This window comes from Cryobacterium sp. LW097 (genome assembly GCF_002205495.2).
Taxonomy (GTDB): domain Bacteria; phylum Actinomycetota; class Actinomycetes; order Actinomycetales; family Microbacteriaceae; genus Cryobacterium; species Cryobacterium zongtaii.
The window spans coordinates 1369479-1395308 of sequence record NZ_CP021992.1 but is presented as its reverse complement, the minus strand read 5'-3'; the positions used below and the strand labels follow the sequence as shown (position 1 = coordinate 1395308).

Below are 25830 nucleotides of genomic sequence, written 5' to 3'. Positions count from 1 at the left end.
GGAGAGCGGCGCGTCGGTGGCGGATGATGGACGCATGGACCAACCTGCTCTCGCCGATTTTCTCCGCTCCCGCCGGAGCGGGCTCCGCCCTGAGGACGTCGGCCTCCCCGCTGGGCCGCGTCGATTGGTCCCCGGGTTACGCCGCGAGGAGGTCGCCGCGTTGGCCGGGATGTCCGCGGACTACTACGTGCGGATGGAGCAGGCCCGCAGCCCGCAACCATCCGAACAGATGTTGGCGGCCCTGGCCCGGGCGCTGCGCCTGAGCAACGACGAGCGGGATTACCTGTACCGCCTCGCCGACCACAACGTGCCGGCGCGCACGCCACTGGACACGCACGTTGCCCCCTCCCTGATGCGGGTCTTCGACCGGCTCGAGGAGACCCCGGCGTTGATCCTTTCCAGCCTCGGTGAGACTCTGGCGCAGAACTGGCTGGGCGCGGCGCTTCTCGGCGACCACTCCCGGCACACCGGGCTGGCTCGCAGCAGCGTCTACCGGTGGTTCACCGACCCCACCGATCGGGAGATCTACCCGTTTGCCGACCGGCAGCGGCAGAGCCGGGCCCAGGTGGCCGGCCTCCCTGCGGCCTTCGGAGCGGCGGGCCAGCGCTCACGAGCGGGTGCGTTGGTGCGAGAGCTGAGCCGGGTGAGCGCAGAATTCACCGAAATCTGGGAACTGCAGGATGTGGCCACCCGCTTCCAGGACCACAAGACGCTGATCCACCCGGAACTGGGTCCGATTGAACTCGACTGCCAGACGCTCCTCACCGAGGACCGTGGTCAGGCGTTGCTCATCCTCACCGCGGCGCCGCGGAGCGAGGCCGCCGAGAAGCTGGCGCTCCTGGCCGTGCTCGGCCATCAGCGCTTCGCGCCGGCTCCCCCGACCGGCGGGCCAGCCCCCGAGTAGTGGTTTCGTGAGCTCGTTGGCGCTCACTGCGCCCTGTATGGCCGGGTGCACCTGCTGTAGAGGGCGCAACGGGCCATACGAGGTGCAGTGGTGCTCTCCGCCGACGCCGACATGGACCGGCCGGTGTCAAAACCCCACCACCGCGTGTACCGTCATCGCCAACAGGAGGCCCGGTCGAGTCGTGAGGTAAGAGCGGAAGCACAGGGTTTCAGGCGGCTTTGTCCGAGGTTGCGCCAAGCAGACCGCGACTGGTCCCGACCGCCGCCGAGTCCCCGGTTGGCCCGACGGCGCACCAACCTTGCGCACGGGACTAGTTCCTGAGGTCGACGGGCATCCTCTTCGGGCCAGAGGCCAGCATCAACGATCCGGGTCGGGTCCGCTCTCGTCGGGGCGAACCGGTCGCGAGGTATGCGCAGACGAATTCCTTCACCAACGCCCCGGCCCGGCCGGTGATGCGAATCGCCCGAGGCCGGTCCGCCTTAGTGAGGAGCTGGATGATCGCCCTCTTCCGGCCGATGCTGATGCACTGAGCGCTGAAACCGACATCGAGCTTCGTCAGGCTCCCACCGCGCAGAACTGCCAGAACGTTGTCCGCCGCGTGGCCGCCAAGGGGCATGGCGATGGCGCAGCCCATCCGCAGGTGAGAACCCACGGACGACGGCGGGTGCACGGCGTCGCCGGCTCCGAAGATTTCAGGGTACGCAAGCGCACGGAGTTCCTCGTCGACCAGCAACCGGCCGATCGGGTCGACGTCGAGCCCGCTGCGTCGGGCTAGGTCGGGGACGGCGAAAGAGGCGGTCCAGACGGTGACGTCGCTGGGAAGAAGCGTGCCGTCAAGGAGTTCAACGGCATCGGCCTGGACCCGGCTGGCGCCGCTCCCCTCCATCACGTTGACTCCGAGCCTATTCAGCGAACGGAGGACGGACTTGCGGGAGGCCGCGGGGAGATGCGCGAGCACGGCGCCTCTCGACACCAGGGTGACCGACGCTGTCGGGTGCTGTTCCGCGAACTCAGCGGCGGCCTCCACACCCGTCGCCCCGCCCCCGACCACGACGATGCGCTGGCCGTCCGGGCCGGTGGCAAGCGCAAGGCGCGCGGTCTCCGCCCCGTCAGCGTTGCTGAGCAGGTGCGCGAACTCGTCCGCACCGGGTACTCCGAGCGCGGCCGTGCTCCCCACGGCGTAGACCAGGGTGTCATAGGGTTCGCTCGTGATCCCACCGCTGGTCGCGACGGAGAGCACCCGGGCAGGAGCGTCGATCCGCAGCACCGTGCCCAGGACGATCTCGATGCGGTCGTGCAGCATATCGTCCAGTGGAATCGCGGCGCTCGTGCGCACCCCTGCGGCCACTTCGTGCAGGCGCACGCGTTCGATGAAGTCGGTGCGGGGATTCACCATTGCGACGCGCACCCGGCGGCCCTCGGCAGCCGTCAAGGACGCTTGCACCCGGTTTGCCGCGAGGATTCCGGCATAGCCGGCCCCGATGACGACAACCCTGTGCTCGGAACGTGTACTCATGCGGTCTCTTTCTCGAAAACGGGCGGGGTCACAAGTAATGACCGCCGCCTCCGCCGAAACGTGACACCTGGCGGCACTCGCGCGGGGCCCGTCACGAATCACCATTGGAAAGGGCGTAGCGGTAAGTTGATGCCGGATTGCACACCGAGCAGCACCGAACAGAGGATGCCGATGGGAGTTCCCAGTCGCGACGTTACCGCAGCAGAAATGGATGAGCTGGCGGCCGGGTTTGAGTCGATGCGCCCCCGGCTTTTCGGTATCGCATACCGCATGCTCGGCAGCGCAGTGGAAGCAGAGGATGTCGTGCAGGACGCCTGGGTCAAGTGGCAGACGACCGACCGCTCGGGCATCCGCAGCCATCCTGCATTTTTGACGACGATGACGACCCGCCTCACGATCAACGTGGCGACGTCGTCGCGCATGCGTCGGGAGACCTACATCGGCCCGTGGCTGCCGGAACCGGTGTTTACCGGCGCCGATCCCGAACTGGGAGCGGAAAACGCGGAGGCCCTCGAAGTCGGGCTCCTGTTACTGATGGAACGACTGACCCCACAGGAGCGCGCCGTCTATCTGCTCCACGAGGCCTTCGGTTACACCTTCGGTGATATCGCCGCGGTAGTTGAGACCACGGAGGCCAACGCCCGCCAGCTCGCCCGGCGTGCCCGCCTGCACCTCAAGGAGCACAGCGATAACCGCGTAACCGTCGCGCAGAAGAACCGCCTGCTTCGCTCCTTCCTCGCCGCCGCTCAAGCCGGCGACCTGGAGGGCCTGCAGACTCTGCTCGCCGACGACATCGTCCTGTACTCGGACGGTGGTGGGAACGTCACCGCCGCGCGCCGGCCGGTCGAAGGTCCCGACCACGTGGCACGGTTCCTTCTCGGTACGGTTCAGAAACTACAGATGCATGTCGAGCTCCATGTCGCCGCAGTCAACGGCTCCGACGCCTTCGTGCTTCGAATGGATGGCGAGCCGTTCCTCGTCGGGGCCATTGGGGTCAGCACCCGCGGCATCGACCGGATCTTCTTCATCATGAACCCGGTGAAACTCGGCGCCGTGCGCAACGTCCCACTCGAGAGGCACCGGTCGTAGGCTGACAGCACGCGATGGAAAGGAGACCGCCATGGTCCAGACGACATCGGCAGTGACCCCGGCAGTGGCCGAGGTGATGGCCGAGCTGGCCGCGCTCGAGGACCCGCAGATCCGCGCGGTGAACCTCAACCACGGTGACGACCACGGGGTGAACCTCACCAAGCTGCGCGCGGTCGCCAAACGGCTCAAGACCCAGCCGGAGCTGGGCAGCGAGCTGTGGGCTACCGGGGACACCGCGGCGCGTCTGCTCGCCCTGCTGATCTGCCGGCCGAAGGCGTTCGAGCGGGATGAGTTGGATGCCATGCTGCGCGAAGCCGGCACACCCAAGGTGCAGGACTGGCTCGTGAACTATGTGGTGAAGAAGAACTCGCACGTCGAGGAGCTGCGCGTGCTCTGGTTCGCCGACGCCGACCCCGTGGTCGCCAGCGCCGGTTGGGCGCTGACCACCGAGCGGGTGGCCAAGTCCCCCGAGGGCCTCGACCTGGATGGGCTGCTCGAGCTCATCGAGGCCGAGATGAAGGATGCGCCGGAGCGCCTGCAGTGGGCGATGAACCACTGCCTGGCGCAGATCGGGATCGAGCATCCCGAGCACCGCGCTCGCGCCCTGGCCATCGGCGAGCGCCTGGAGGTACTCAAGGACTACCCGACTCCCCCTGGCTGCACCTCACCGTTCGCACCCATCTGGATCACCGAGATGGTCAGCCGCCAGAAGACCTGACGACAGCCGGCTTCGAGTTGCGAGTCGAGCCGGCGGCAGCCCGGTTAGCGCCGCTCGACACCGATCGATCAGCCGCAGCGGTCCTGGGCTTGGGCGGTCTTCTTCCGGACTCGATTCCACGCGCTGCCGGCCTGGTGCGAGTGCAGCCGCACTGCACGTGTGGCACCTGCCGTCACCTGGAAGCTACCACCGCAGCTGAGCCGTGGGGATCGGGTTCAGAGTTCGTACCCGATGAGCCAGTGCAGTCCGTGCCGGTCGATGACCTGGCCGTCGGACGCGCCCCACGGCTTGGGGGCGAGGGGATCAACTATCCTGCCGCCGACCGACAGTTTGTCGAACCAGTCGTGGAGAACCGCTGGTTCGGCAGTGCCCAGAAGGGCGAGGCTGGCGCCCTCGATCCGAAAGCTCTTCTCGCTCTCGGCTGCGTCGGAGCCGGCGAGAGCGACCCTGCCGCTGAGAACTCCGTGGGCTATGGCGTCCTCGGGGCCGTCACTCCGCCCAAAGTCCTGGTAGGTGTGCAGAGTGAGCTCGCCACCGAACACATCCGCGTAGAAGCCGAGAGCTTCACGCGCCGTACCGGGAAAACTCAGATAGAGCAGTGGCCCTGACATGCGCAGATCCTATCTACGCCCCGCGAACAGGGCGTGCAGCAGCGGAATGACCGACCCGATCATCAGGACTGCGCCGAGAACCGCATCGTCACCGCGGAGCACCGCGCCGGCGATGAGCAGGGCTCCGAACAGCACCGCCGACACCACTCGGCCGGCGGTGCGCTCCAGGCGCGCGACCCGCCGCTCGAGGCCCGGGCTCGTCACCGCCACAGTGCCGTCCCCGAGGCGGGTGACGATCGCGTCCAACCGCTTCGGCATTGCCCAGGCGATACCGGCGTTCTCCAGCGCCTGTTTGCCGAAGTCCTGCACCACGTTGCCGCCCTCGTCGCGGATTAACTGCGACGCGTAGGGCTCCACCGAATCCCAGAGGTTGAACGCGGGGTTCAGCGAACTGCAGACCCCGGAAGTGAGCGACATCGCCCGGATGATCAGCAGAAAGTTCTCCGGCAGCTGGAACGGCAGCGCCCGCACGACATCCCCGAACTGGATGGCGAAGTCGCGGAACTCCCGCGGGTCTACCTCGCGCAGCTCAGCGAAGCCCATGCCGCCGAAGCGGGCGAAGAGCTGCTTCATCGCCTTCTCCAGCTCGGAGGTTTCGGCCGAGGGCAGCAGCACGCCCAGGTCGCGGGCCGCATTGACCATGCCCGTGCCGTCGCGCGAGGCGGCCGCGATGAGCATCTTCCGCAGTCCGCGGCGGGTGCTCGTGGGGACCTCACCCATCATGCCGAAGTCGATGAACGTCAGTCTCCAGCCGCGGCCGCTCGGATCGTCCGGCATCGGGGTGACGAAGATGTTGCCCGGGTGCGGGTCGGCGTGGAAGAACCCGTTGGTGAACAGCTGGTCGAACATCACGGCGGCGAAGACCGGAGCCACCTGCGCCGGGTCGATGCCCGCCGCGTCCAGCGCATCCGTGTCAGTGATCTTGATCGCCGTCACGTCCTCGAGAGTGAGCACGCGTCGGGTGGTGCGCTCCCAGACGATCTCAGGCACGCTCACCCGCTCGTCGTCGGCGAAGTCCTCCGCGAACCGCACGGCGCTGGTGGCCTCGTGCAGGTAGTCGATCTCCTCGAGGCAGGTCAGCGCGAATTCCTCGATCAGCGCCGGCGCATCCACCCGGTCGGAGACGAGGCGCACGTGGCTGAGCCAGCCGCTCACTCTGCGTAACGCCGCCAGGTCGACGTCGACAATGGCGTCGATGCCGGGCCGTTGAACCTTGATCACCACACCGTGCAGGCCGGTGTCGGCGGCATCGAGCGGGGCGAGCCGCGCACGATGAGCCTGACCGAGCGATGCCGCCGCCACCGGCGTCTCGTCGACCCACGCGAACGCCCGTTCCAACGGCATGCCCAGCTCAGCCTCGGCGAGCGCCCGGATCGCCGGGAAGGCAACCGGCGGCACCTCGTCCTGCAGTCCCTCGAGTTCGGTCGTGATCTCAGGCGGCAACACGTCCAGCCGGGACGACAGGAACTGGCCGACCTTGATCATCAGCCCGCCCAGGTCCACGGCGAGCACGTGGAAGCGTTGCGCGAAGCGGCGCATCCGCTTGGCGCGGGTGCGCTCGGCGACCCGCGCGAGCCCGATGCGCGGCAGCAGCAGCTCGTAGAACCACGTGACGGCGAGGTTCCAGCCGGCGAATCGAAGGATGCGGCGGTACCGCGCACGGGTGTCCCCCGCGCCGGGGTTCACGCGCATTCGGACCCGGCGACCCGGCGTCACCCGCTAGTCCTGGGCGAGGATTGAGTAAATCCGGCGACGTGCCTCGTCGATGGCCGCAACAGCCTGCTGGATCTGCTCCGGGGTGCCGGTGCGACCGACCTGGGCGGCGGCCTGCGCGAGCTCGAATCCGGCCTTGGGCAGAGCGGTGAACTTGGCGTCCTCCGCCTCGGTCTCCGGCGCCCACGGCGCCTGGCCGGCAGAGGTGGTGGCCTCGGCGCGGCCCGCGTCGGTGAGCGAGTAGGTCTTGCGACCGTTGGACTCCTCCGCGCTGATAAGACCCTCGTCGGCCAACAGCTGCAGCGTCGGGTACACCGAGCCGGCGCTGGGCTTCCAGGAGCCGCCGCTGCGTTCCTCGATTTCGTGGATGATCTGGTAGCCGTGCATCGGCTGTTCGACGAGCAGAGCGAGAACCGCAGCACGCACGTCACCGCGGCCCATGCGGGTGCCCGCGCGCTTCTCGAACTTGGAGCGCAGCTGCTCCATCGCTTGCCACATGCCGTCGACGGGATTGCCGCCGCCGAACCCGCCAGTGGGGAATGAATTGCCCATGATGACCTCCTCAGTGAATCGCTAACGATACTCAACGATATAGTCAGGCGCGGGCAACCGATAGGGATCGGAGGGTGTCAGACTCGACTCTCAGCGAACTCTCGCATAAGCGCAGAATCTAGGATGGTCGGATGCAGTTCTCCCTGTGGGTGGCCCTTGTCGGCGCGGGCGCCTTGATCAGCTTCACGCCTGGCGCGGGGGCCATCAACACCATGAGCAACGCCCTGAATGCGGGCTTTCGCCGTTCGATCTGGGGCATCCTCGGCCAGCAGGCCGCGTTGCTCATCCACATCGTGATCGTGGCACTCGGTGTGGGTCTGCTCGTGGCCAGTTCGCCGCTCGCGTTCAACGTCATTCGTTACGCCGGTGCCGCCTACCTGGTTTACCTGGGCGTCCGGCAGTTTCTGGCGAAGCCGGAGCTCGATTCCGAACAGACCAGAGCTTTGAGCGATGAGCCGCGTTCGTCGATGTTCCGACGCGGGCTGTGGGTGAACATGCTCAACCCCAAGGCGATCGTGTTCTTCTTGGCGTTCCTGCCCCAGTTCATCCGGGTCGATCGGCCGTTGCCGGCCCAGTACCTGATCGTGGCCGCCACCGTCGTTGTGATCGACATTCTGGTGATGTGGTTCTTCTTCGCCGTTGCGGCGCGCTCATTCCAGCGATTCACCCGCGACGCTCGGGGTCAGCTGGTGGTGAACCGGGTCTTCGGCGTGCTCTTCGTGGCCGTCGGCGTGCTGCTCGCGGTCATCCACTGAGGTCTCGGGCCGTCGGCGGTTGATGCCGGCCCGCCGTTAGGGTGAGCACATGCGATGGGGTCGAACATATTTCGCCGTGCAGGCGATTACCGGTGCCGCGTGGTGGTTCGCCGTGTTCGCGTCTCCCCCGGTGCGCGACGTGACCCTCGGCGGCCTCAACCCGATCCTTGTCGCCGCCGTCGACATCCCTCTCTTCGTCGGAGCCTCGGCGCTGGCGGCGCTGGGCGTGCGGGGCGCCGCGGTGGTGAGCACTGCGTGGACCGGCATCGTCGCCATCGCGCTCGCGGGGTATGCCACGGTCACCACCGAAGCCGGCTGGGGCGTGGCCATCATGGCGGCGGCCACCGCCGGGTCCGCGTTCGCGCTGTGCCTCGTGGCACTCGGGCGCATCCCCACCGAGTGGATGATTCGGGGCCCGTTCGCCTTCCGGCCCGCCGCCGTGCGCTCTGCCGCGGCGTCCCACGTGGTCTCGACCTTCTCGCAGATAGCGGTCTTCTGGGGCCTGTTCCTCGTGGTGATCCCGCTCATCGCCGCGGTCCTCGAGCGCCGCTGGGCAATCGCCCTGCAGTTCCCGGCGTTCACCGTCCCCCTCGGCGTAGCCGTGTTGATGGCCGCCAGTGCTCTGGGCATCTGGTCGGCCATCGTGATGTCGACGCTGGGAGACGGCACACCGTTGCCCTCGGCGATGCCGAACAGCCTGGTCATCGCCGGACCGTACCGCTGGGTGCGCAACCCGATGGCGGTCTCCGGCATCGTGCAGGGTGTTGCGGTCGGCCTCATCCTCTCGTCGTGGCTGGTCCTTGTCTATGCGGTCGCCGGCTCGCTGCTCTGGAACTACGCCATCAGGCCGCACGAAGAGGCCGACCTCGAACAGCGCTTCGGCGCCGAATTCCGCCGGTATCGTGATGCGGTGCGGTGCTGGCTTCCCGGAGCGCCGGTGTCGCCGTCCCGCCCGTGAGTTAGGAAGGACGGGCGGCGAGTACGCAGAATTCGTTGCCCTCGGGGTCGGCGAGGACTACCCAGGAAGCACCATCCTGGCCGACGTCGGTACGGCTCGCACCTAGCGCGATCAGCCGCTCGACCTCTGTCGTCTGGTGGTCGGGGACGAAGTCCAGGTGCAGGCGGTTCTTCACGTTCTTCTCTTCGGGAACGGCGGCGAACAGCAGCGTGGGATGGGCTCCCTCCGCGGGTGCGATCTCCAACTCATCGTCGTTCTCGCCCACCACAACCCAGCCCAAAGCGTCTCGCCACCACAGCCCAAGCGCCTTCGGGTCGCGGCTGTCGATGACGACTTCTTCCCACATCAATGACATGCCCACAGAGTACCCGGGCGATTACTCGACGCACCGGCGCCCCGCTGCGCAGTAATGTGGACTCCATTGCCGTCGCCCTGCACCAGGACGACACCCCGATCCAAGGAGAACCAGATGTCGGTCGGCTTGCTCGCCGTAGTCGATGACATTCTTACCGCCGCCCTCAAGGCGAGCGCTAAGACCGCCGGCGTCGTCATCGACGACGCGGCCGTCACCCCGCAGTACGTTCAAGGGCTGACGCCGGCGCGGGAGCTGCACGTTGTCTGGCGGATTGCCCTGGGCAGCCTGTTCAACAAGTTCGTCATCATCATCCCCCTTGCGCTTCTGCTCTCCGCATTCGCGCCCTGGGTGTTGCCGTTCCTGTTGATCCTCGGCGGCACCTACCTGTGCTTCGAGGGTGCGGAGAAGGTCACCGAGTGGTTCGGCGTGCATCACGCCGTCGCCGAGACTGAATCGCGGGACGAGAAGAAGCTGGTCTTCGGCGCCATCCGCACCGACCTCATCCTCAGCACCGAGATCATGCTCATCGCCCTGGCAAGTCTCGACCCTGACTTCGGCATCTGGATGACGCTCGGCGCTCTGGTGGTCATCGGCCTTGGCATGACGCTGCTCGTCTACGGTGCTGTCGCGCTGTTGGTGAAGATCGACGACATCGGGCTGTCCATGATGAAGAACTCCGCACGCCAGGTGCGCCGCACCGGCGCCCGCATCGTGGCAGCGATGCCCGCCGTGTTCAAGGTGATCAGCATCATCGGAACCGTCGCCATGCTGTGGGTGGGTGGTCACCTGGTGATCACCAACCTGGCCGAGACCTTCTGGCACGGCCCCTACGATGTGCTGCACGCCGTGACGCACGCTGTCGAAGCCGCTGGACCCGTCATCGTCTGGGTCACCGACACGGCGATGTCGGCCGTGTTCGGGGTCATTCTGGGCATGATCGTTGTCGGAATCGTTCTCGGCGTGTCGCGCCTGCTCAAGCGAAACCAGCCGGAGAGCGCCGCGCACTGAGGCGAGGCCACAACCTCGAGGTCGGCCTGTTCGTCCTTGCCCCTTATCACGCGGGTCTCACGCAGGAGAGTCGAAGCCGGCCGGGCGCGCTAGCCGGCTAGGCCAGCGTCGGCTGCAACAGCCCCTCGAGGCGCCGGTAGCTGGTCTCCATGCCGTCGGTCATGCCGGTCGCCAGAACCGCGTCACGCTGCTCAGCGTTGGCGTAGGTGATGACGAGTGCGAGCAGGGTTCCGCCCTCCACTTCCGTGAGGGTCAGCTCGTTGAGCGTTGGCGGGAAGTCCATCCCGATCATCGCTTCGGTCGTGACCGCGCGGTACGGCGCCTCCGACTCGAGCAGCTCGCCGGTGAAGCCGAATCGCTCGTCGCCACCATCCCGCTGCCACTCGTAGCGGTAGCTGTCGCCGACGGTGGTCGCGATCTCGCACACGGGCATCGACCAACCGTCCGGACCGAGCAGCCATTGCTGCATGAGGGCGGCATCGTTGTGCGCACGCCACACCTGGTCGACGGTGCCGCGGATGACCCGAGCCACCCGCACCTGGGTGTCGCTGAGTATCTGCGCCTGCGCCCCGCGCTCGGCGGCGAAGGATGCCAGGTCGGCCAGCACCTGGTCGATCTGGGCCATGGCCTCGCGGGTGCCCTCGAGCATGCCCATTTCGATGAGCTGCTGCATCTGCTCGAGCGAGTCGAAGCGCGACGTCGTCGTTAGGCGGCTGCCGCTGCTGGTCTCCTCGAACGCGAAGTCCATCCGGGTGGTCGGGAGGTCGGGGTTCGGCACTCCTGCCGCATCCGAGAACCTGTCGAGCACCTCGAACGTGTGCGGAGCGTCGGCCGAGGTCCAGTCCCAGCAGCCGTAGTGCACGTCGCCTTCTGGCCCGGTCATGGCATAGACGCTGCGTCCGCCGGCCACGGCGTCGTGCCGGAGGAACGTGGCCGGATAGGTCGGTGGACCCCAGAACCGCTCGATCTGGCGCGGGTCGGTGTAGGCATCCCAGAGCCGGCGGAGTGGGGCCGTGAAGTCGGCGACGATCGTGATGGTGAGCTGGTCGAGGTCTTTCTCGACAGTGGTGACGGGCATGATGTTCCCTTCGTTTAGGTGTCGGGTGGAGCCGGGTCGTCTTCAGCGAGCAGGATGTCGAGGCGGTCGATGCGCGACCGCCAGAGGTCTTCGAAGCGGTCGAGCAGGCGCTGCGCCTCGCGGATGCGGTCGGGGTTTCCCCGCACCATCCGCTCACGACCACGCGGTTCTTTGGTCACGAGCCTGGCCTCCTCCAACACTGCAACGTGCTTCTGAACTGCCGCGAACGACATTTCATAGGAATCCGCCAACTGCGATACCGAGACATCGGCGACCAGCGTGCGCCGCACGATATCCCGCCGCGTCGCGTCCGCGAGGGCGCGGAAGAGGCGGTTTACGTCCTGATCGGAATACTCTAATACAACCATTTGATTGTATGATATGCGACGAAAACGAATCCCGCAACCACTCGGGCCTGCTGAGCCGGATCGGACGGTCCGCTTCGATTTCGGCCGCGAGGTCCAACACCCGTGCGAGAATTTTTTTCCTGTCGGATGTGTCAGGAATATCGACCAGTGCTTGCCTAGCCGCCGGTGAACATCTCCACGGCCGTCTCGGCATTCGCCTCTGAGCAGGCGTCCGACATGTCCTCGAGAGCACTGACCCATTCCGCGGACCCGATTCCAGATGTTCCCATGGCACCTAGGTCGATCGCCGGCGCAACGTTCTTCAGCGCGTCGGCCGCTTCGCTGACCGCGCCATCTCCGCTGGTGGGCACGCCATCCAGTACCCGCGTGGCAAGCCGGTACCAACCTTCTTGTTCCTGGGCCGCAATCCGACCGTCGCGAAGTCCAGCATCGGCGTTCGAGGTAATCGTCAGAACGTCATTGAACCCAGTACACGTCATGGTGTCGGTAGTGGATGTCGCGGAGGGCTGCGCCGCGGAAGGGGCCGTTTCAGAGCCGGTGCAACCGGACATGGCCAGCGCACCCACCAGTGCTGATGCTGCGATGACAATTTGACGACGACGCATCGGGCCTCCCCAGGACTCACGAACAACGTCACCCTACCGGACCTGCGAACGCTACGGTCAGCGTCGGACGCTGTACTGGTGCTCGGGGCGCCCCGTCGACCCGTAGCGGAGGGTCACTTCGACTTCACCGCGGGTTGCCAGCGCCGCGAGGTGCCTCTGCGCCGTCGCGCGAGACAGACCGGCGCGACCGGCGATCACGCTGGAGGACGATTCGCCGTCCTGGAGCATTTCAATAATCAGCTTCTCGGTGGTGGAACGCGAGGTGGAGGCCACTCCCCCGTCCCGGCCATGCAGCACCCGCTGAGCCCGTTCGATGGCGTCCTGGTCAAGTTGGCGGTCTTCTGCCACCAGGTTGCGAAACCGGCGATAGGCATCCAGCCGCTCGTTCAGCCTGGCGGGCTCGAACGGTTTGATGAGGTAGTCCAACGCCCCCGCGCGGAACGCACGGCGGACGGTGGCGCCATCGGACGCCGCACTGATCATGACCGCGTCGACGTCGATCTCGGCGACGAAGGCGATGCCTTCGCCGTCGGGGAGGTAAACGTCGCAGAGGACGAGGTCGGGCCGAAAATCACGCATCGCCGCGCGGGCGGCGCGCACTCCCCGCACTGGTTCAAGAGCGGTATAGCCGGGGCGCGCCGCGACGATGTCGCGATGAAGGCCACCGACATGGAAGTCGTCGTCGACGACGAGCACGTGAATCGTATCGGGCATCAGTCTTCTCCTTGTCGGGGGCGGGTCGGTGCCCGCATGACCCCGGGCAGTCGGGCGCAGAACACGGCACCGCTTCCGTCGTGACCGCCGGCGTCGGCAAGCCATACCTCTCCGCCGAGACGCGCGGCGATGTCGCGGACCAACGGCAGACCGATGCCCCGCCCATGCACCGCGTCCGGGTCGAGGTCGGTTCGCGGAACGTCGCTGAACACGCGAGCGCCGTTCGCCACCCCCTGCCCGGAGTCGGACACCGTCATGACGAGAGTGTCGGCGTCGTCGAGCAACTCCACGTCTACCCAGCGCGGCTGCTGACCGTACACAGCCGCGCTCACGGCGTTGTCCACGAGGTTGGCGAGCACGGTGGCCACATCCTCGGGCAGAGAGACGACTCCCCGCACCAGCGAGTCCGCCCCCACGGTCAGGTGCACGCCACGTTCACCGGCTTGCGCGGTCTTCGCCTCCAGAAGCGACACCAGGAAAGGCTCGGTCAGGTGCTCACCGGTGGACGGACCGCCGGCGGTGCGGGACGCCTCCAACACGTCATCGAGGTAGTCCCGTGCGTCGGGCACGCGGCCCGCATCCATCAGACCGGCCGTCACGTGCAGCCGGTTCGCGAACTCGTGGCGCTGCACCCGAAGAGCATCCGTCATCGACGCCACGGTTTCGAGGCGATCCGTGAGGGTCACGACGTCGGTCCGGTCGCGGATCACCGCGATCAGGCCCAGGTCCCGATTCGCGTGCGACACCGGGTGGGTGTCGATGTAGACCACATGGTTGGCGAGCACGACCGGTTCGGCCGCATCCGGTCCCCGGCCACCCGTCGCCGACAGCTTCCGCTCCCCGGCCAGGGCAGCGATCACCGGCCCGGGCAGGGCGAGGTCGTGGATCCGGCGTCCGACCAGGTCGGGGATGCCCAGCAATCGCGCGGCCGTTGTGTTGGCGACGGTCACGACGTCGTCCGGGCCCCACGCGAGCACCCCTTCCCCGACGCCGTCGAGCACCGCAGCCTGGTTCTGGACCAGCGCGGACAGCTCTTCGGGCTGAAGGCCGAGGGTGAGGTGCTCGAGGCGGCGGCGGAGGACGAACGACACGACAGCGCCCAGTGCCAGGGCAACGACGGCGGCCAGCGCGACGCCCCCGAGCAGGAGGGGAAGCTCTTTGAAGACACTGCTCGGGGCGAACCCGACGCTCACCTCACCGGTCGGTTCATCGGTGACGGGGTCGCGAACCGGCACTTTGGCGCGAGCAGACTCGCCGAGGGTGCCGGCTTCCCAGGACACCGTCTCGCGTCCGGCCAGAGCTTCGGCGAAGCTTGTGCTGACCTCCGCTCCGAGCAGCTGCGGACCGGGGTGTGCGAGCCGGATTCCGTGATCATCGGTGATCACGATGAACAGCGCGCCGGTATTGGCCTCCGCGGCTGCCGCCAGAACGGAGAGCGGTCCGCCGCGGAGGCTCGCGTTCGTCGGCGTTCCGGTGTCGGCAGACGCGCGGGCGACATCGGCGCGCACATCGGAGTCGGCGGCGACCGTGCGTGCGATCGACAGCGCGGAGGTCTCGGCTTCGGCCCGGAGCTGTTGCACGCCGATGGCGACGAAGACACCGGTGCAGATCGCGACGATGACGGTCACGCAGGCGAGCTGCCACAGCAGCATCTGCGTCGAGAACCGCACCTTCGCCTCCTTGCGGCGCATCGAGCACAATGCGCAGAACTAACGATATGCGAAATACGTGCAGCAAAGCGACTTACGGCGCGTGGCGCCGGCGGCCTACCTAAGCTTCACACTCATCGTCATACGCTTCGGCAATGACCGCCGAGTGGGATTCGCCCGACTCGGCCGCACAATTCAGACAAAGGAGTCGATGTGCTTGTCATCCTCGGATTCACCATGATCCTCACCTTCATGGTGCTCATCATGACCAGGCGGCTCACGCCGATGGTCGCCCTCATTCTCGTCCCCACGATTTTCGGTCTCTTTGCCGGCGCCGGTCTGGGTCTCGGCGACATGATCATCGAGTCGATCGGGGATCTCGCTCCGACGGCGGCGCTGCTCATGTTCGCGATCATGTTCTTCGGGATCATGATCGATGTAGGGCTGTTCGATCCACTCATTCGGTTCATCACCCGCTTCCTCGGCAATGACCCGGCCAAGGTCGTTCTGGGCACGGCGATCCTGGCCGGCGCAGTGTCGCTCGACGGCGACGGGTCGACGACCTTCATCATCACCACCTCGGCGATGCTGCCGATCTACCTGCGGATGGGCATGAGCCCGGTCGTGCTCACCTGTGTTGCCGGCCTGATGAACGGCACTCTCAACATCGTGCCGTGGGGTGGCCCCACCGTGCGGGCCGCCTCGGCTCTCGGCGTGTCACCGACCGACATCTTCGTGCCGATGCTGCCCTCCCTCGCGACGGGCCTCATCATCGCGCTGGCGTTCGCCTGGTTCCTGGGGCTGGCCGAGCGCAAGCGCATCGGCTCGCTCGAGTACTCCCCCGCAGCGCAGGCGGATGCCGCACCGACGGCGTCACCGACCTTCTTGCGCGGTATCTTCGGCGGCAACCGCATCGTGCGCGGCACAGACGTGCGGCCCGGAGCGGCCGCAACACTCGATACCACGGGCATCCTGACGGTGCGACCGGGCCAGCGGATGCCGGCGGGCCGGGCGACCCTGGCCAAGCAGCTGACGATGGAGGACGAGCGCGACACGGCGATGGCCGACACCATGCTGAGCGCGGACCGCCCGACGCTGCGGCCCAAGCTGATCTGGGTGAACTTCGCGTTGACCGTCGCCGTCATGGTGCTGCTCGTGCTGGATGTCATGCCGCTGGCCTACATCTTCATGGTCGGCACCGGCGTGGCCCTGATGATCAACTTTCCGAAGCTCCGCAGCCAGGCCGACGAGATCGTCGCGCACGCCCCCAGCATCGTCGGCGTCGTCTCGATGGTGCTCGCCGCCGGCGTTCTCGTCGGTGTGCTGAACGGCACCGGAATGGTGACGGCCATGGCCGACTGGGTCGTGCAGGTCGTGCCGGCCTCGATGGGTGAGTACCTGGCGGTCATCACCGGAGTGCTCTCCATTCCGATGACCTTCTTCATGTCCAACGACGCGTTCTACTTCGGCATCCTCCCCGTGCTCGCCGAGAGCGCGGCGACCTACGGCATCGACCCGGTGGAGATGGCCCGCGCCTCGATCATCGGTCAGCCTGTTCACCTGCAGAGCCCGCTGGTGCCGGCCATCCTGCTGCTCGTCTCGCTCGCCAACGTCAACCTCGGCGACCACCACAAGAAGGTGCTCTGGCGAGCGTGCGTGGTGTCGCTGGTGATGCTGCTCGTCGGCGTGCTCGTCGGCGCAGTTCCGTTCGGTTAGGGGCCCCTCCCTGCGGCGGGCGGGCGTCGTGCAAGCCCCAGGATCAATCCAGGCTCTTTCGCTCCGAAACCGGGGGTGTCTTCACTCGATGCTCGCTGTGATCCTCAAGGTCTGGCTCGGCCCGCAGAGCGTCGGCGATCTCCTCCTCCGGACGCGGCGCGATGGTCTGGTCGGCCTCGAGCTCCGGGACGGACGGCTCGTCGGGGCTGGGAATGTGAGTCTTCTTGCCTCCCAGACCCGGCACCGACGTGACTTGTGTCATCCAGGCCGCGATCTGGTGTTCGTCGAGGTCGTCCACGGTCTCGAGTTCCACACCCCGCGTTGACTTGCCCCTCCCTACCGGCGTCACCGGCGGTACCGGCTCGAGCGCCGCGCCATTGATGAACATGAGCTTCACATGGCCGGCGAAGCCACCGGAGCTGAAGCACCAGCCGTCGCCGACGCCGTAGTACGCCATGCCCCACTTCACGGAGCGCTGGAGGTTGGGCAGCGTCGTGGCCGCCAGCGCGTCGACTGCTTCGGCTATGCCGCGCTGTGGCTGCGGCAAGCTGGCGATGTAAGCGAACACAGGTTTGTCGCCGACCACCGCTTTGGCGGGGCTGGCCCGGCCTGTCATGGCATCCGGGAGTGTCCAGGCGGACTCGTCGTGTGCCGACGTGCCCGTCGCTGGTTGATCGTCGCTCGTGCCAGAGCCCTCACTGTCCATGGCGCGATGATAGTCCTCCCATCAACGGCCATACCGACGAGCTCCCCGGCGGCCCGGACTGTTCGAAGGGAGGAAGATTGACGTTGTGAAGATTCTCTCGATTCAGTCGGCCGTCGCGCACGGCCACGTTGGCAACTCAGCGGCCGTGTTCCCACTTCAGCGCATCGGGGTCGAAGTACTCCCGGTCAACACAGTGAACTTCTCCAACCACACGGGGTATGGCGCGTGGCGCGGATCCCTCATCACACCCGAGGATGTGCATGATGTGATCCTCGGCATCGAGGAACGTGGCGTGCTCCCCCAGATCGACGTGGTGCTCTCGGGATACCAAGGCGGCACCGGGATCGGCGACGTCATCGTGGATGCGGTGCAGCGGGTGAAAGCGGCGAACCCCTCGGCCATCTACGCGTGTGACCCCGTGATGGGCAACGCGAAGTCCGGGTGCTTCGTGGCGCCCGAGATCCCCCACCTCCTGCGGGATCGTGTGGTCCCCGTGGCCGACATCATCACTCCGAACCAGTTCGAGTTGGGATTCCTCACCGGCACCGAGCCATCGACGATGGACTCGACCCTCGACTCCGTCGACCTCGCCCGGGCCATGGGACCGAGCACCGTGCTCGTGACGAGTGTGGAGCGGCCCGACCGCGAGGCCGGCACCATCGAGATGCTCGCAGTGGATGCTGCGGGCGCGTGGGTCGTGCAGACTCCCCATTTGCCTTTCAAAGCGAACGGATCGGGTGACGTCACCGCGGCACTCTTCTCGGCGCACTACCGCGCGACAGGTGATGCGGCTGTGGCGCTGGAACGGACCGCGTCCAGCGTGTTCGATCTCATCGAGCTGACGTATCAGTCGGGCGAGCGAGAATTGCAGCTCGTGCAGGCGCAAAGCTTCTACGCTCATCCGCGCATGCAGTTCTCCGCCCAGCGCGTGCGCTGACGAGGCGCACAGGCTCTATCGCGGCGTGCGGAGGCCGTCGCGGCGCTTGGTGGTCTGGCCGCCGGTCGGGTACACGCGGATCGGACCGGTGACGCTGAACTCGTCCTCCCAGCATTCGATGCCGGCCACGTCGGGAAAGAGCGCGCGGGTGAACACCGGGTCGCGGCCTTCTCGTCGTTGGCGGGTGTAGTCCTTGAGCAACCGGAACGCGATGCCGGAGAGCAGGCCGATGGCGATGAGATTCGTGAGTGCCATGAGTCCCATGACGCCGTCCGCGAAGTTCCAGATCAGGTCGGCGCCCGATACCGATCCCACGAGCACCGCGCCCACGACGAGCACCCGGTACGCGGTGAGCACCCCGCGCCGCTTGGTGATGAATTGGATGTTCGACTGGCCGTAGTAGTAATTGCCGAGGATCGAGGAGAACGCCAGCATGAAGATGATCACACTCAGCGCGATGTTCGACCACGCGCCCAGAGTGCCCACCAGCGCGCCCTGAGTGAGACCGATCCCTCGTTCTGCTCCCGCCAGGTCGGGTACCGACACGAGGATGATGAACGCCGTGATGGAGCACACCAGGAAGGTATCGAAGTAGACCCCGAGGGTCTGCACGAGTCCCTGCTTCACAGGATGGGTGACCGCGGCACTCGCCGCCGCGTTCGGCGCAGACCCCAGGCCCGCCTCGTTGGAAAACATGCCGCGCTTGACACCGGTGAGGATGATGTACCCGAACGCGGCACCGACGACCTCGTTGAACCCCCACGCCGACGTGAAGATCTCGGCGAAGACCGGGCCGACTCGGTCGAGATGCAGAGCCACCACCACGAGCCCGAGCAGCAGATACGCGAGCGCCATGATGGGCACGAGCACCTGGGTGACGTGGGCGATCCGCCTGACTCCACCGAAGACGACGAGGCCGGTCAGTACCGCGATCCCCACGCCGATCGCCCACGGCAGCCAGGGCACATCCCCGCCGATGCTCGCGGTCACCGTCGCCGAGATCGTGTTGGCCTGCAACGAGCTGAACGCGAATGGGAAACAGACGATGAGGATGACCGCGAACCACACGCCCAGCCAGCGGGCCTTGAGTCCACGTTCCATGTAATAGGCGGGCCCACCGCGAAAGCCCTCGGCGTCCCGCACCTTGAAGAGTTGTGCCAGCGAGGACTCGATGAAGCTCGACGCTCCCCCAACGAACGCCATCATCCACATCCAGAACACCGCCCCGGGTCCTCCGACCGCGATCGCCGTGCCGACACCGGCGATATTGCCGACCCCCACTCGCGACGCCGCCGAGATTGTGAAGGCCTGGAATGCCGAGATCGACTGCGGCTCACCCGCCGCCGTCTGGGGCGTCTTATCGGTCAGCGTCCGGAACATGTCCGGAATGAGCCGGAACTGCACCACCCCTGAGCGGACGGTGAAGTAGATCCCCAGGCCCACCACGACCGGCAACACGATCCAGGTCCACAGGTTGTCGCCCCAGGTCAGCAGCCACTCGTTCACAGAATCCATCTGGCAAGTATGGCGAACATGCCCCCCAAACGGGAAACCGGTTCCCAACCAGTGGATTCGGTGGAACGTGCTAGGACTCCGATGGCTCCATGGGCAGTTCGGCTCCGTAGTTCCACGACAAGATGGCCGGCTGCTCGCGGTAGTAGCTGAGCACGGAGACCGATCCAGCATCCAGCGTGATTTGAGCACCGAATCGAGGGGCCAATCTCAGGTACACGGCGGTCAGGATGCGCAGGAAATGGCCGTGCGCGATCAGGGCGACATCTCCCTCCACCATCGCAGGCAGTACCCGCGTGAGCACCCGCGATGCGCGGGCGGCGACCTCCTCGACCGTCTCACCGGGCGTGTCACCACGAATCACGCCGTGGGTGAATGCGCTCCAGTTGTAGCCGAGCTCGCTGCGGATGTCGCGCGTCGTGCGCCCCTCGTACCCGCCGTAGTCCCATTCGACGAGTAGCGGATCGACATCGGCATGCAGGCCCGCGAGCTCGGCAGTGCGTCGCGCACGCTGCAGCGGCGACGTCAGCACGAGCGAGAAACCGTAGTCGGCCACCAACCTGCCCGCGCCGCGGGCAAGTTCCTCTCCCCGGGCCGTGAGCGGAACATCCGTGAGCCCAGTGTGTTTGCCGCTCTTCGACCACTCCGTCTCCCCGTGGCGCAAGAGAATCAGCTTCCCGGACGGGTTATCCGGAGCGGGGTGGTCGGGCAGCGGATCGATTGTAGACATACGGCCACAGTAGTATCGCTCCCCGGATTTGATGCCGAGCTGGTGCATTGTGACTTGGGACAAGCGTTTCAACGGCCCAAGCAGGAGCCCGGCGCCTAGCTCGGGGGCGTGAGGGGTGCAGCCCGGAGCCAAGCACGAAGGCGTCCGCGGGCGTTCACGTAGGGCGAGGATGAGTTCAGCGAAATCATGCGTCCCATGGTCCATTTGCCGTACCACGGGCGCCCGTACAGCTCGGCGTCGGTGTAGTCCTCGATGAGTGCCAGGAGATTGTCCTTGGCACCGACTAGGTGGGCCCTGAGCTCGTCCCACGTTTCGTCGCGGTAGGCGTCGTAGTAGCGCTGGGCGAGCAAGCCAAGCTGGTTCCATTTAAGGCCGGCGGCGGGCAGCTCATCGGGTAGCCCGGCTGCGCGGCGTGCGTGCCAGGTGGCGACCTGCTCGTTCCAGCCGATCAGGTAGGAAACCAGTTCAGCAGGACTCATCATGGTGTTTTTCGCATGCCCCGGAAGGACCTGGTCGTAGACGAGCGACGGTGGGATCCGATCGAGATCGGCTTCGAGCTGGGCGAACGTGGTGCCGATCGCGGCCACAAGGTCTGTCTTGGAGCTCGGGACGGCCATGGATTCCCTCTCGCAGATACGCCTGCGGTCAGACGGTAAAGAGTTGCAACTGCACTCTTTCACGAGAATTCGCCGTGGCGAGAGGGTCTAAGGACCCGCTGCGTGCCGACTTGACCGCCTCGGCAGCGTCTAACTGCGCCGCACGGCGATCGAGTTGGCCATGCCCCACACGATGCACAAGGCGACCACATGTGCGGCGGCCAGTGCAACCAGCTGGTTGAAAACCAGGGCCAGCACAAACTCAAGGAAGGAGAGGATCAAGGCAGCGGCACCGACAGCGGCAAACCCCTGCTTGGCCAGGAGGCGGTCTCGTTCGTCTCGGTACTCGATGGCGTTCAGCCGGGTGATGTCGCGAGACTCCGGGCGGCGCGCGTAAAGCGCAGCACCGAGGCCCGCGGCGCCGCCGGCGACGAAGACAAACGCGGCGAACCAGTTGTTTGTGAGAGCGGTCGCGATCGCCCCCGCGAAGAGCGTGAAGGCCAAGGCGATATTGACGGTCGAGATGGGCAAGCGCTTAGTGGGATTCAATGTGGAACACTTCCTCAACGGTGGACTCGAAGAAACGGGCTACGCGAACGGCAAGACTTAGCGACGGATCGTAACGCCCTGTTTCGATGGCGTTGATGGTCTGACGAGAAACCCCCAAGGCTTCGCCAAGGGCGGCCTGGGAGAGGCCAGCGGCTTGACGCCTTGCTCTTACCTGGGATTCCATATGACAAGCGTGCTTTACTATCTGGTTTGTGTCAAGCGGGCTTGTCATATGTCCCCATTCGATGCAGCAGCCCGTCATGGACGATCGGCTTACCGGCGTCCGCGTCTCCGCCAAGGGCGCAACGCGTTAGCCTGTCCTCAGTGATACTTTCTTTCTCTCTGTGACCCAGAGACCTTTCAGCGACACCAGTTCGCTCCTCGAACGAGGGACGGTGATTTCGTGCGCCCGGAAGGGGAGCTCCTTGCGGAGTTCCCCTGCACCCTGGCCCCCTCTCGAAACCACCTTAGAAAGACCGTTCACTCATGACGTCCACCGACTCTTCCGACGCGAGCACTGACGACCGCTCAACCCTCCGCGCGAATTGCGCTGATTGCTTCGCACTTTGCTGCACAGCTTTCGGCTTTCAAAGGTCCGCCGACTTTCCGATCAACAAGCCGGCGGGAACCCCGTGCCTGAATTTGGCAGACGATTTTTCCTGCTCCATCCACCACTCCTTGAGAGCACGAGGCTTTCGCGGGTGCACCGTATTCGATTGCTTCGGTGCGGGCCAATACGTGTCGCAGAAACTGTTTGGCGGAACAAGCTGGAGGGAACGCACCGACACGAGCGCCGAGATGTTCAGTACTTTTGCCGTCGTCCGGCAGCTGCACGAGATGCTTTGGTACCTCGCCGAAGCCGCCGAACGGGCAACCGCCTCGGAGCTCTCAGGGCCGGTGGCCCAACTTCGACGCGAAATCCTGCGAACCCTGGACGGCGATGCGTCAGAGATACTCGCGACTGATGTCGATCGGATTCGCTTAGAGGTCCGGCAAGCGTTGATCGATGTGAGCGAGGAGGCGCGCGGCGGCTATGCCGCCGGTGCCGAAGCCGACGTGAGCGACGACCTGCATCCGTCAGCGGACCTGGTCGGCCGCGACTTGCGATCGATTCGTCTGTGCGGAGCTGATCTCCGCGGCGCCTACCTCATCGCCGCGGATCTTCGACGAGGCGATCTGGCGGGGGTCGACTTGCTCGGTGCGGATTTGCGCGACGCGCGGCTCGAGGGTGCGGACCTATCGAGTGCTCTGTTTCTCACACAATTACAAGTCGATGCAGCTCAGGGCGACGACACTACCGTCCTGCCGGCTGTCCTCAATCGGCCGCGGCACTGGCTCGCCTAGGCGCTCGGACGTATTGCGCCTCTGAGGAGTGGGGTGGACGACATAGGATCGACGGCATGACCCGTGTCATCTTCATGTGTGGCCCGGCTGGGTCGGGCAAGTCCACGGTTGCTCGCCAACTAGAGTCCGGCGGCATGTCACGGCTGTCCTTCGACGAGGAGGCTTGGCGCCTGGGAATTCGTTCCCAACCCTTGGCCGAGGATGTCAGGCGCGAGATCGAAAGCCACCTGGTGCAGAAGCTTCTCGACCTCGTGATGACCCGCTCAGATGTGGTGCTGGATTATTCCTTTTGGTCGCGGCGCATGCGCGAGGAATACCGTGCCATCATCCGTCCGTTGAGTGTCGAGCCGGAGACGTTCTATTTCGCGACGCCACGAAGTGTGGTCCTGGCTCGTGTCTGTGCTCGAGCGGGACAAGAAGCGAATGACGTTCAGCTGCCCGATCATTTGGCGGCCGCCTACTTCGATAACTTCGAGATCCCCACCCCTGATGAGGGGCCCTTGACCGTCAGCACATAGTCGAGGGGGAATTAAGCGCACTTGTGACTTCCTTCTCACAGACCACGGTAGCTAGGCCGCGTCGTCATGACGATCAGTGTTCGAGTGTGAGCAGCGCCTTCTCCCAACGCGGGCCGAGGGGTTGCCAGCAAGCCCGTTCTGGCAGCGCGCAGTGTGCTGTCGGGTGCGCCTGGTCTAGTCCACCGATCATAGGCGGCCCACCCCCTGAAGCGGGGATGGTCGGAGTCGCTATGAAGCCATCGGCCTCTGCCAGTCTTGGTGCATGGAGATTCGCGCTGGCTGGTACGTACGAAGCGAGGAACCCGGCCGGGAGGTTGAGTGTGGGACGGCGAATGGTGGACGGGTGCGAGCGCCACGTGAGCACGGAGGCGTCCTGTGAACGTGTACGGACACCCTCCTGAGATCGTGGGGGTTTTCGAGCCGGAGTTCGAGGAGTACATGCACTACATGTATCTCCCGATCCGGATGCCGGAAGGGAACGGGGTCTGGGACGTGCGCGTTCCCCGCCGGCTAGGGTTCGCATCGGAGATGATCGCACGCGCGATCGCGATCGAGGAGGAGCGGAACAATCGGTGGGACTACATCTATCTCACCGCGCGCCGCGGGTGGGCCACCCCGGGCAACCCGCTGAACCGACCCGGCTGGCACTCCGACGCGTTCGGCAAATCCGACATCAACTACGTCTGGACTGACCGTTTCCCAACCGTGTTCGCCGAGGGGCCATTCGAGCAGATCAGCGACGACCACGTCCGCTCGACCGAACAGTTCGAGGAGCAGGTCCGCAGCAACGACGACATCCGCCTGGTGACCTACGGCGACCGGGTGCTCATGCGCCTGGACTCGTCCGTCATCCATACGGCGCCTGAGATCCCAGCTCCAGGAGACAACCGATCCTTCATCAAGGTGTCGTTCTCGAACGAGCGATGGAACCTGGGCGGCAACAGTCACAACTACCTCTTCGAATACGAGTGGCAGATGTTCGATCGCGCCCCGATCCGCAACGATCCGGCGCGAGCGAACGCGGATGCAGTATGAAGGCCCGCGCCGTGCGTTACCGCACTCTCGCGGGCTCCGCCGACCGCGAATCGTGGCTGACCTGAGTCACCTGATTCACCGGCTCCTCTCCTGAGAAGCGAAAACATTCTGGGTCGGAATACTTTTGGTTTCGATGTCCTCCAGCGTGCGGCCACGAGTTTCGGGAACACGAGTCCGGATGAAGATGACACCAAGAATGCAGATGGCACCGAAGATCGCGAACACCGCGTCCTGGCTCATCAATGCGGTCATGATCGGGAACAAGAGACCGACAGCGAACGATCCGATCCAATTGAAGGACGATGCGATACCAGAGGCCCTGCCGCGAATCGCCATTGGGAAGATCTCTCCAACGATCACCCAGGTGAGTGGGGCCCACGTGAACGAATAGGCGGCCACGTAGATGCTCAAGAACACCACGATCATCATCGGGTTCGCGTCCTCCATCACGGTATTGAGTATCGCGGGCAGAAGGAAGGACACACCCATGATCGTGCCGCCCACGGTCAGCAACAGGCGTCGGTTGAACTTGTCCGCGATCACCAGGAACAGCAAGGAGCCGAGCACGAGGATCACGCCCTGGATGATGGGCCACAGCAGCGCCGAACTTGCCGAATTGCCGGTGGCTTTTTCCACGATCAAAGGGATGTAATAGAAGATCGCGTTGGCACCTTGGAGCTGCTGGAACGCGGCGACACCGACCCCCGCAATGACGAGATACCGGTACTTGCTGTCGAACAACGTTGCCAGTGAGGTGTTGCCTGCCGTCCGCTTCTCGACTTGAGCCGTTTCCTTGATCGATCTGAGCTCGGCATCGACCTCGTCGGGGCGGCGAATGTAGCGAAGCACCGTGGCTGCCTCGTCTTCCTTGCCGACTTTCACCAGAAACCGCGGCGATTCGGGCAACCGCAACACGCCCAAGTACAGAATCACAGCCGGCACCGCGGCCGTCGCGAGCATCACTCGCCACGCCCACGCTTCGGGCAGATCCTTCAGGGAGAAATCCAAGATGTATGAGATCAGCATGCCGGAGACGATCATTGTCTGATTCAGGCCGGACAAGCGTCCACGCAGCCGCGCGGGTGCAAGCTCGGACATGTACGCGGGAACCGATGCGGAGGCCGCGCCGACCGCCAGGCCCAAGAAAATTCTGGCGATGACCAGATAGGTGACGCCATCCGGCGGCGCTAGGCCGCAGAGAATGGATCCGAGCATGAAGACAACCGCTGCGGCGAGAATCATCTTGCGCCGTCCGAATCGATCGGAAAGCTGTCCGGCCAGAGCGCCACCAAAGATGGCGCCGAACATTACGCCAGAGGTTACCCAACCGATGATGGCGGCATCGTCAAGGCCCCAGTCACTTTGCAGGAACGGCAGAGCTCCAGTCATGACTCCGATGTCGTAGCCGAAAAGGATGCCTCCGAACGATCCGAAGAAGTATATGAATTTGCTGTCGATCTTTTTTTCATTGTCCATGATTCACTCCGAGTGAGGAACTGGTTTCAGCCCCTGGTGATCACTAGGAAGGATGGCTGGCCGGGACGGTCGTCTCGGGCCAATGCCGTCGTGCGAATGAGCGCGTCCTCGGCGATGA

28 protein-coding genes are annotated in these 25830 nt (G+C 65.5%); 11 read left to right on the top strand and 17 right to left on the bottom strand.

The window, feature by feature from the left end:
* Positions 1–34: 34 nt before the first annotated feature.
* Entirely contained in the window at positions 35–904 is an 870-nt protein-coding gene (locus tag B7495_RS06380) for a helix-turn-helix domain-containing protein (RefSeq protein WP_088455838.1), read from the top strand.
* Between the two features lie 310 nt (positions 905–1214).
* On the opposite strand, the gene B7495_RS06375 is transcribed toward B7495_RS06380, so the two are convergent.
* Complete coding sequence (locus B7495_RS06375) at positions 1215–2420, bottom strand: NAD(P)/FAD-dependent oxidoreductase (RefSeq protein WP_166789274.1); 1206 nt, start codon at positions 2418–2420, stop codon at positions 1215–1217.
* Positions 2421–2627: 207 nt separating this feature from the next.
* Here B7495_RS06375 and B7495_RS06370 point away from each other — a divergent pair, with 207 nt between their 5' ends.
* The gene (locus tag B7495_RS06370; protein ID WP_240632429.1) at positions 2628–3509 is read left to right on the top strand and encodes an RNA polymerase sigma-70 factor; all 882 of its coding nucleotides are present in this window, start codon (positions 2628–2630) and stop codon (positions 3507–3509) included.
* Positions 3510–3540: 31 nt separating this feature from the next.
* On the top strand, positions 3541–4227 hold the full coding sequence (locus B7495_RS06365) for a DNA alkylation repair protein (protein ID WP_088455836.1): 687 nt from the start codon (positions 3541–3543) through the stop codon (positions 4225–4227).
* A gap of 215 nt (positions 4228–4442) precedes the next feature.
* On the opposite strand, the gene B7495_RS06360 is transcribed toward B7495_RS06365, so the two are convergent.
* The 3 genes from B7495_RS06360 to B7495_RS06350 are packed head-to-tail and all read right to left on the bottom strand — an operon-like array spanning position 4443 to position 7103.
* Positions 4443–4838, bottom strand: coding sequence for a VOC family protein (locus B7495_RS06360; RefSeq protein WP_088455835.1), 396 nt, complete (start codon positions 4836–4838; stop codon positions 4443–4445).
* A 9-nt stretch (positions 4839–4847) separates the two neighbouring features.
* Positions 4848–6530 (bottom strand): AarF/ABC1/UbiB kinase family protein, encoded by a 1683-nt coding sequence (locus tag B7495_RS06355; protein ID WP_088455834.1) that lies wholly within the window; start codon positions 6528–6530, stop codon positions 4848–4850.
* A 27-nt stretch (positions 6531–6557) separates the two neighbouring features.
* Complete coding sequence (locus B7495_RS06350; protein ID WP_088455833.1) at positions 6558–7103, bottom strand: PadR family transcriptional regulator; 546 nt, start codon at positions 7101–7103, stop codon at positions 6558–6560.
* Between the two features lie 131 nt (positions 7104–7234).
* Here B7495_RS06350 and B7495_RS06345 point away from each other — a divergent pair, with 131 nt between their 5' ends.
* Together B7495_RS06345 and B7495_RS06340 are read left to right on the top strand one after the other, a co-directional pair.
* Positions 7235–7858 carry a LysE family transporter gene (locus B7495_RS06345; protein ID WP_088455832.1) on the top strand — a complete coding sequence of 208 codons (624 nt, stop codon included), beginning with the start codon at positions 7235–7237 and terminating at the stop codon, positions 7856–7858.
* 49 nt (positions 7859–7907) lie between these two features.
* Positions 7908–8816, top strand: a complete 909-nt coding sequence (locus B7495_RS06340) for an isoprenylcysteine carboxylmethyltransferase family protein (RefSeq protein ID WP_088455831.1) — start codon at positions 7908–7910, stop codon at positions 8814–8816.
* Position 8817: 1 nt separating this feature from the next.
* On the opposite strand, the gene B7495_RS06335 is transcribed toward B7495_RS06340, so the two are convergent.
* Positions 8818–9171: a VOC family protein gene (locus tag B7495_RS06335; RefSeq protein WP_088455830.1), complete on the bottom strand. Its 354-nt coding sequence runs from the start codon at positions 9169–9171 to the stop codon at positions 8818–8820.
* Positions 9172–9285: 114 nt separating this feature from the next.
* On the opposite strand from B7495_RS06335, the gene B7495_RS06330 reads away from it, so the two are divergent.
* Positions 9286–10179: a DUF808 domain-containing protein gene (locus tag B7495_RS06330; RefSeq protein WP_088455829.1), complete on the top strand. Its 894-nt coding sequence runs from the start codon at positions 9286–9288 to the stop codon at positions 10177–10179.
* 97 nt (positions 10180–10276) lie between these two features.
* On the opposite strand, the gene B7495_RS06325 is transcribed toward B7495_RS06330, so the two are convergent.
* The 5 genes from B7495_RS06325 to B7495_RS06305 form a co-directional block, all read right to left on the bottom strand.
* Positions 10277–11257: an SRPBCC family protein gene (locus B7495_RS06325; RefSeq protein WP_088455828.1), complete on the bottom strand. Its 981-nt coding sequence runs from the start codon at positions 11255–11257 to the stop codon at positions 10277–10279.
* A gap of 14 nt (positions 11258–11271) precedes the next feature.
* Positions 11272–11625 (bottom strand): helix-turn-helix transcriptional regulator, encoded by a 354-nt coding sequence (locus B7495_RS06320; RefSeq protein WP_088455827.1) that lies wholly within the window; start codon positions 11623–11625, stop codon positions 11272–11274.
* Between the two features lie 155 nt (positions 11626–11780).
* The gene (locus B7495_RS18795; protein WP_134496760.1) at positions 11781–12230 is read right to left on the bottom strand and encodes a hypothetical protein; all 450 of its coding nucleotides are present in this window, start codon (positions 12228–12230) and stop codon (positions 11781–11783) included.
* Positions 12231–12287: 57 nt separating this feature from the next.
* Entirely contained in the window at positions 12288–12944 is a 657-nt protein-coding gene (locus tag B7495_RS06310; RefSeq protein WP_088455825.1) for a response regulator, read from the bottom strand.
* Positions 12944–14614, bottom strand: coding sequence for an ATP-binding protein (locus B7495_RS06305; protein ID WP_370028233.1), 1671 nt, complete (start codon positions 14612–14614; stop codon positions 12944–12946). The genes B7495_RS06310 and B7495_RS06305 overlap by 1 nt, the downstream gene beginning before the upstream one ends.
* 216 nt (positions 14615–14830) lie before the next feature.
* Between B7495_RS06305 and B7495_RS06300 the strand changes: the two genes are divergently transcribed.
* Positions 14831–16309: an SLC13 family permease gene (locus B7495_RS06300; protein WP_240632485.1), complete on the top strand. Its 1479-nt coding sequence runs from the start codon at positions 14831–14833 to the stop codon at positions 16307–16309.
* 43 nt (positions 16310–16352) lie between these two features.
* Here the strand turns inward: B7495_RS06300 and B7495_RS06295 are convergent, their stop codons facing one another.
* Positions 16353–17015, bottom strand: a complete 663-nt coding sequence (locus B7495_RS06295) for a DUF1801 domain-containing protein (RefSeq protein ID WP_240632428.1) — start codon at positions 17013–17015, stop codon at positions 16353–16355.
* Between the two features lie 85 nt (positions 17016–17100).
* Between B7495_RS06295 and pdxY the strand changes: the two genes are divergently transcribed.
* Entirely contained in the window at positions 17101–17952 is an 852-nt protein-coding gene (gene pdxY / locus B7495_RS06290) for a pyridoxal kinase PdxY (RefSeq protein ID WP_088455823.1), read from the top strand.
* A 15-nt stretch (positions 17953–17967) separates the two neighbouring features.
* Here pdxY and B7495_RS06285 read toward each other — a convergent pair whose 3' ends face one another.
* From B7495_RS06285 to B7495_RS06265, 5 genes are all read right to left on the bottom strand, one after another.
* Entirely contained in the window at positions 17968–19467 is a 1500-nt protein-coding gene (locus B7495_RS06285; RefSeq protein ID WP_088455822.1) for a sodium:alanine symporter family protein, read from the bottom strand.
* A gap of 70 nt (positions 19468–19537) precedes the next feature.
* Positions 19538–20194 (bottom strand): histidine phosphatase family protein, encoded by a 657-nt coding sequence (locus tag B7495_RS06280; RefSeq protein ID WP_088455821.1) that lies wholly within the window; start codon positions 20192–20194, stop codon positions 19538–19540.
* 95 nt (positions 20195–20289) lie between these two features.
* Positions 20290–20781 (bottom strand): ClbS/DfsB family four-helix bundle protein, encoded by a 492-nt coding sequence (locus B7495_RS06275; RefSeq protein WP_240632427.1) that lies wholly within the window; start codon positions 20779–20781, stop codon positions 20290–20292.
* Between the two features lie 159 nt (positions 20782–20940).
* On the bottom strand, positions 20941–21321 hold the full coding sequence (locus tag B7495_RS06270; protein ID WP_088455819.1) for a hypothetical protein: 381 nt from the start codon (positions 21319–21321) through the stop codon (positions 20941–20943).
* A 4-nt stretch (positions 21322–21325) separates the two neighbouring features.
* Positions 21326–21523 carry a helix-turn-helix transcriptional regulator gene (locus tag B7495_RS06265; protein WP_088457937.1) on the bottom strand — a complete coding sequence of 66 codons (198 nt, stop codon included), beginning with the start codon at positions 21521–21523 and terminating at the stop codon, positions 21326–21328.
* 302 nt (positions 21524–21825) lie between these two features.
* On the opposite strand from B7495_RS06265, the gene B7495_RS06260 reads away from it, so the two are divergent.
* The 3 genes from B7495_RS06260 to B7495_RS06250 all read left to right on the top strand — a co-directional run bounded on the left by B7495_RS06260 (position 21826) and on the right by B7495_RS06250 (position 24236).
* Positions 21826–22683, top strand: a complete 858-nt coding sequence (locus B7495_RS06260) for a pentapeptide repeat-containing protein (protein WP_088455818.1) — start codon at positions 21826–21828, stop codon at positions 22681–22683.
* A gap of 56 nt (positions 22684–22739) precedes the next feature.
* On the top strand, positions 22740–23201 hold the full coding sequence (locus B7495_RS06255) for an ATP-binding protein (RefSeq protein ID WP_198415674.1): 462 nt from the start codon (positions 22740–22742) through the stop codon (positions 23199–23201).
* 405 nt (positions 23202–23606) lie between these two features.
* Positions 23607–24236: a hypothetical protein gene (locus B7495_RS06250; protein ID WP_151199554.1), complete on the top strand. Its 630-nt coding sequence runs from the start codon at positions 23607–23609 to the stop codon at positions 24234–24236.
* 75 nt (positions 24237–24311) lie between these two features.
* Here the strand turns inward: B7495_RS06250 and B7495_RS06245 are convergent, their stop codons facing one another.
* A complete protein-coding gene (locus B7495_RS06245) occupies positions 24312–25712 on the bottom strand; it encodes a sugar porter family MFS transporter (protein ID WP_088455816.1) in 1401 nt (466 codons plus the stop codon).
* Between the last annotated feature and the right edge of the window lie 118 nt (positions 25713–25830).

What these genes read in the sequence shown, in the direction of transcription:
- B7495_RS06330 (WP_088455829.1), top strand. Translation starts at nt 9,286, where the DNA reads ATGTCGGTCGGCTTGCTCGCCGTAGTCGATGACATTCTTACCGCCGCC.
- B7495_RS06310 (WP_088455825.1), bottom strand. Translation starts at nt 12,944, where the DNA reads ATGCCCGATACGATTCACGTGCTCGTCGTCGACGACGACTTCCATGTC.
- B7495_RS06355 (WP_088455834.1), bottom strand. Translation starts at nt 6,530, where the DNA reads ATGCGCGTGAACCCCGGCGCGGGGGACACCCGTGCGCGGTACCGCCGC.
- B7495_RS06370 (WP_240632429.1), top strand. Translation starts at nt 2,628, where the DNA reads ATGGATGAGCTGGCGGCCGGGTTTGAGTCGATGCGCCCCCGGCTTTTC.
- B7495_RS06350 (WP_088455833.1), bottom strand. Translation starts at nt 7,103, where the DNA reads ATGGGCAATTCATTCCCCACTGGCGGGTTCGGCGGCGGCAATCCCGTC.
- B7495_RS06335 (WP_088455830.1), bottom strand. Translation starts at nt 9,171, where the DNA reads ATGTCATTGATGTGGGAAGAAGTCGTCATCGACAGCCGCGACCCGAAG.
- B7495_RS06360 (WP_088455835.1), bottom strand. Translation starts at nt 4,838, where the DNA reads ATGTCAGGGCCACTGCTCTATCTGAGTTTTCCCGGTACGGCGCGTGAA.
- B7495_RS06265 (WP_088457937.1), bottom strand. Translation starts at nt 21,523, where the DNA reads ATGGAATCCCAGGTAAGAGCAAGGCGTCAAGCCGCTGGCCTCTCCCAG.
- B7495_RS06255 (WP_198415674.1), top strand. Translation starts at nt 22,740, where the DNA reads ATGACCCGTGTCATCTTCATGTGTGGCCCGGCTGGGTCGGGCAAGTCC.
- B7495_RS18795 (WP_134496760.1), bottom strand. Translation starts at nt 12,230, where the DNA reads ATGCGTCGTCGTCAAATTGTCATCGCAGCATCAGCACTGGTGGGTGCG.
- B7495_RS06365 (WP_088455836.1), top strand. Translation starts at nt 3,541, where the DNA reads ATGGTCCAGACGACATCGGCAGTGACCCCGGCAGTGGCCGAGGTGATG.
- B7495_RS06280 (WP_088455821.1), bottom strand. Translation starts at nt 20,194, where the DNA reads ATGTCTACAATCGATCCGCTGCCCGACCACCCCGCTCCGGATAACCCG.
- B7495_RS06300 (WP_240632485.1), top strand. Translation starts at nt 14,831, where the DNA reads ATGATCCTCACCTTCATGGTGCTCATCATGACCAGGCGGCTCACGCCG.
- B7495_RS06245 (WP_088455816.1), bottom strand. Translation starts at nt 25,712, where the DNA reads ATGGACAATGAAAAAAAGATCGACAGCAAATTCATATACTTCTTCGGA.
- B7495_RS06260 (WP_088455818.1), top strand. Translation starts at nt 21,826, where the DNA reads ATGACGTCCACCGACTCTTCCGACGCGAGCACTGACGACCGCTCAACC.
- B7495_RS06380 (WP_088455838.1), top strand. Translation starts at nt 35, where the DNA reads ATGGACCAACCTGCTCTCGCCGATTTTCTCCGCTCCCGCCGGAGCGGG.
- B7495_RS06285 (WP_088455822.1), bottom strand. Translation starts at nt 19,467, where the DNA reads ATGGATTCTGTGAACGAGTGGCTGCTGACCTGGGGCGACAACCTGTGG.
- B7495_RS06340 (WP_088455831.1), top strand. Translation starts at nt 7,908, where the DNA reads ATGCGATGGGGTCGAACATATTTCGCCGTGCAGGCGATTACCGGTGCC.
- B7495_RS06295 (WP_240632428.1), bottom strand. Translation starts at nt 17,015, where the DNA reads ATGGACAGTGAGGGCTCTGGCACGAGCGACGATCAACCAGCGACGGGC.
- B7495_RS06325 (WP_088455828.1), bottom strand. Translation starts at nt 11,257, where the DNA reads ATGCCCGTCACCACTGTCGAGAAAGACCTCGACCAGCTCACCATCACG.
- B7495_RS06375 (WP_166789274.1), bottom strand. Translation starts at nt 2,420, where the DNA reads ATGAGTACACGTTCCGAGCACAGGGTTGTCGTCATCGGGGCCGGCTAT.
- B7495_RS06345 (WP_088455832.1), top strand. Translation starts at nt 7,235, where the DNA reads ATGCAGTTCTCCCTGTGGGTGGCCCTTGTCGGCGCGGGCGCCTTGATC.
- B7495_RS06320 (WP_088455827.1), bottom strand. Translation starts at nt 11,625, where the DNA reads ATGGTTGTATTAGAGTATTCCGATCAGGACGTAAACCGCCTCTTCCGC.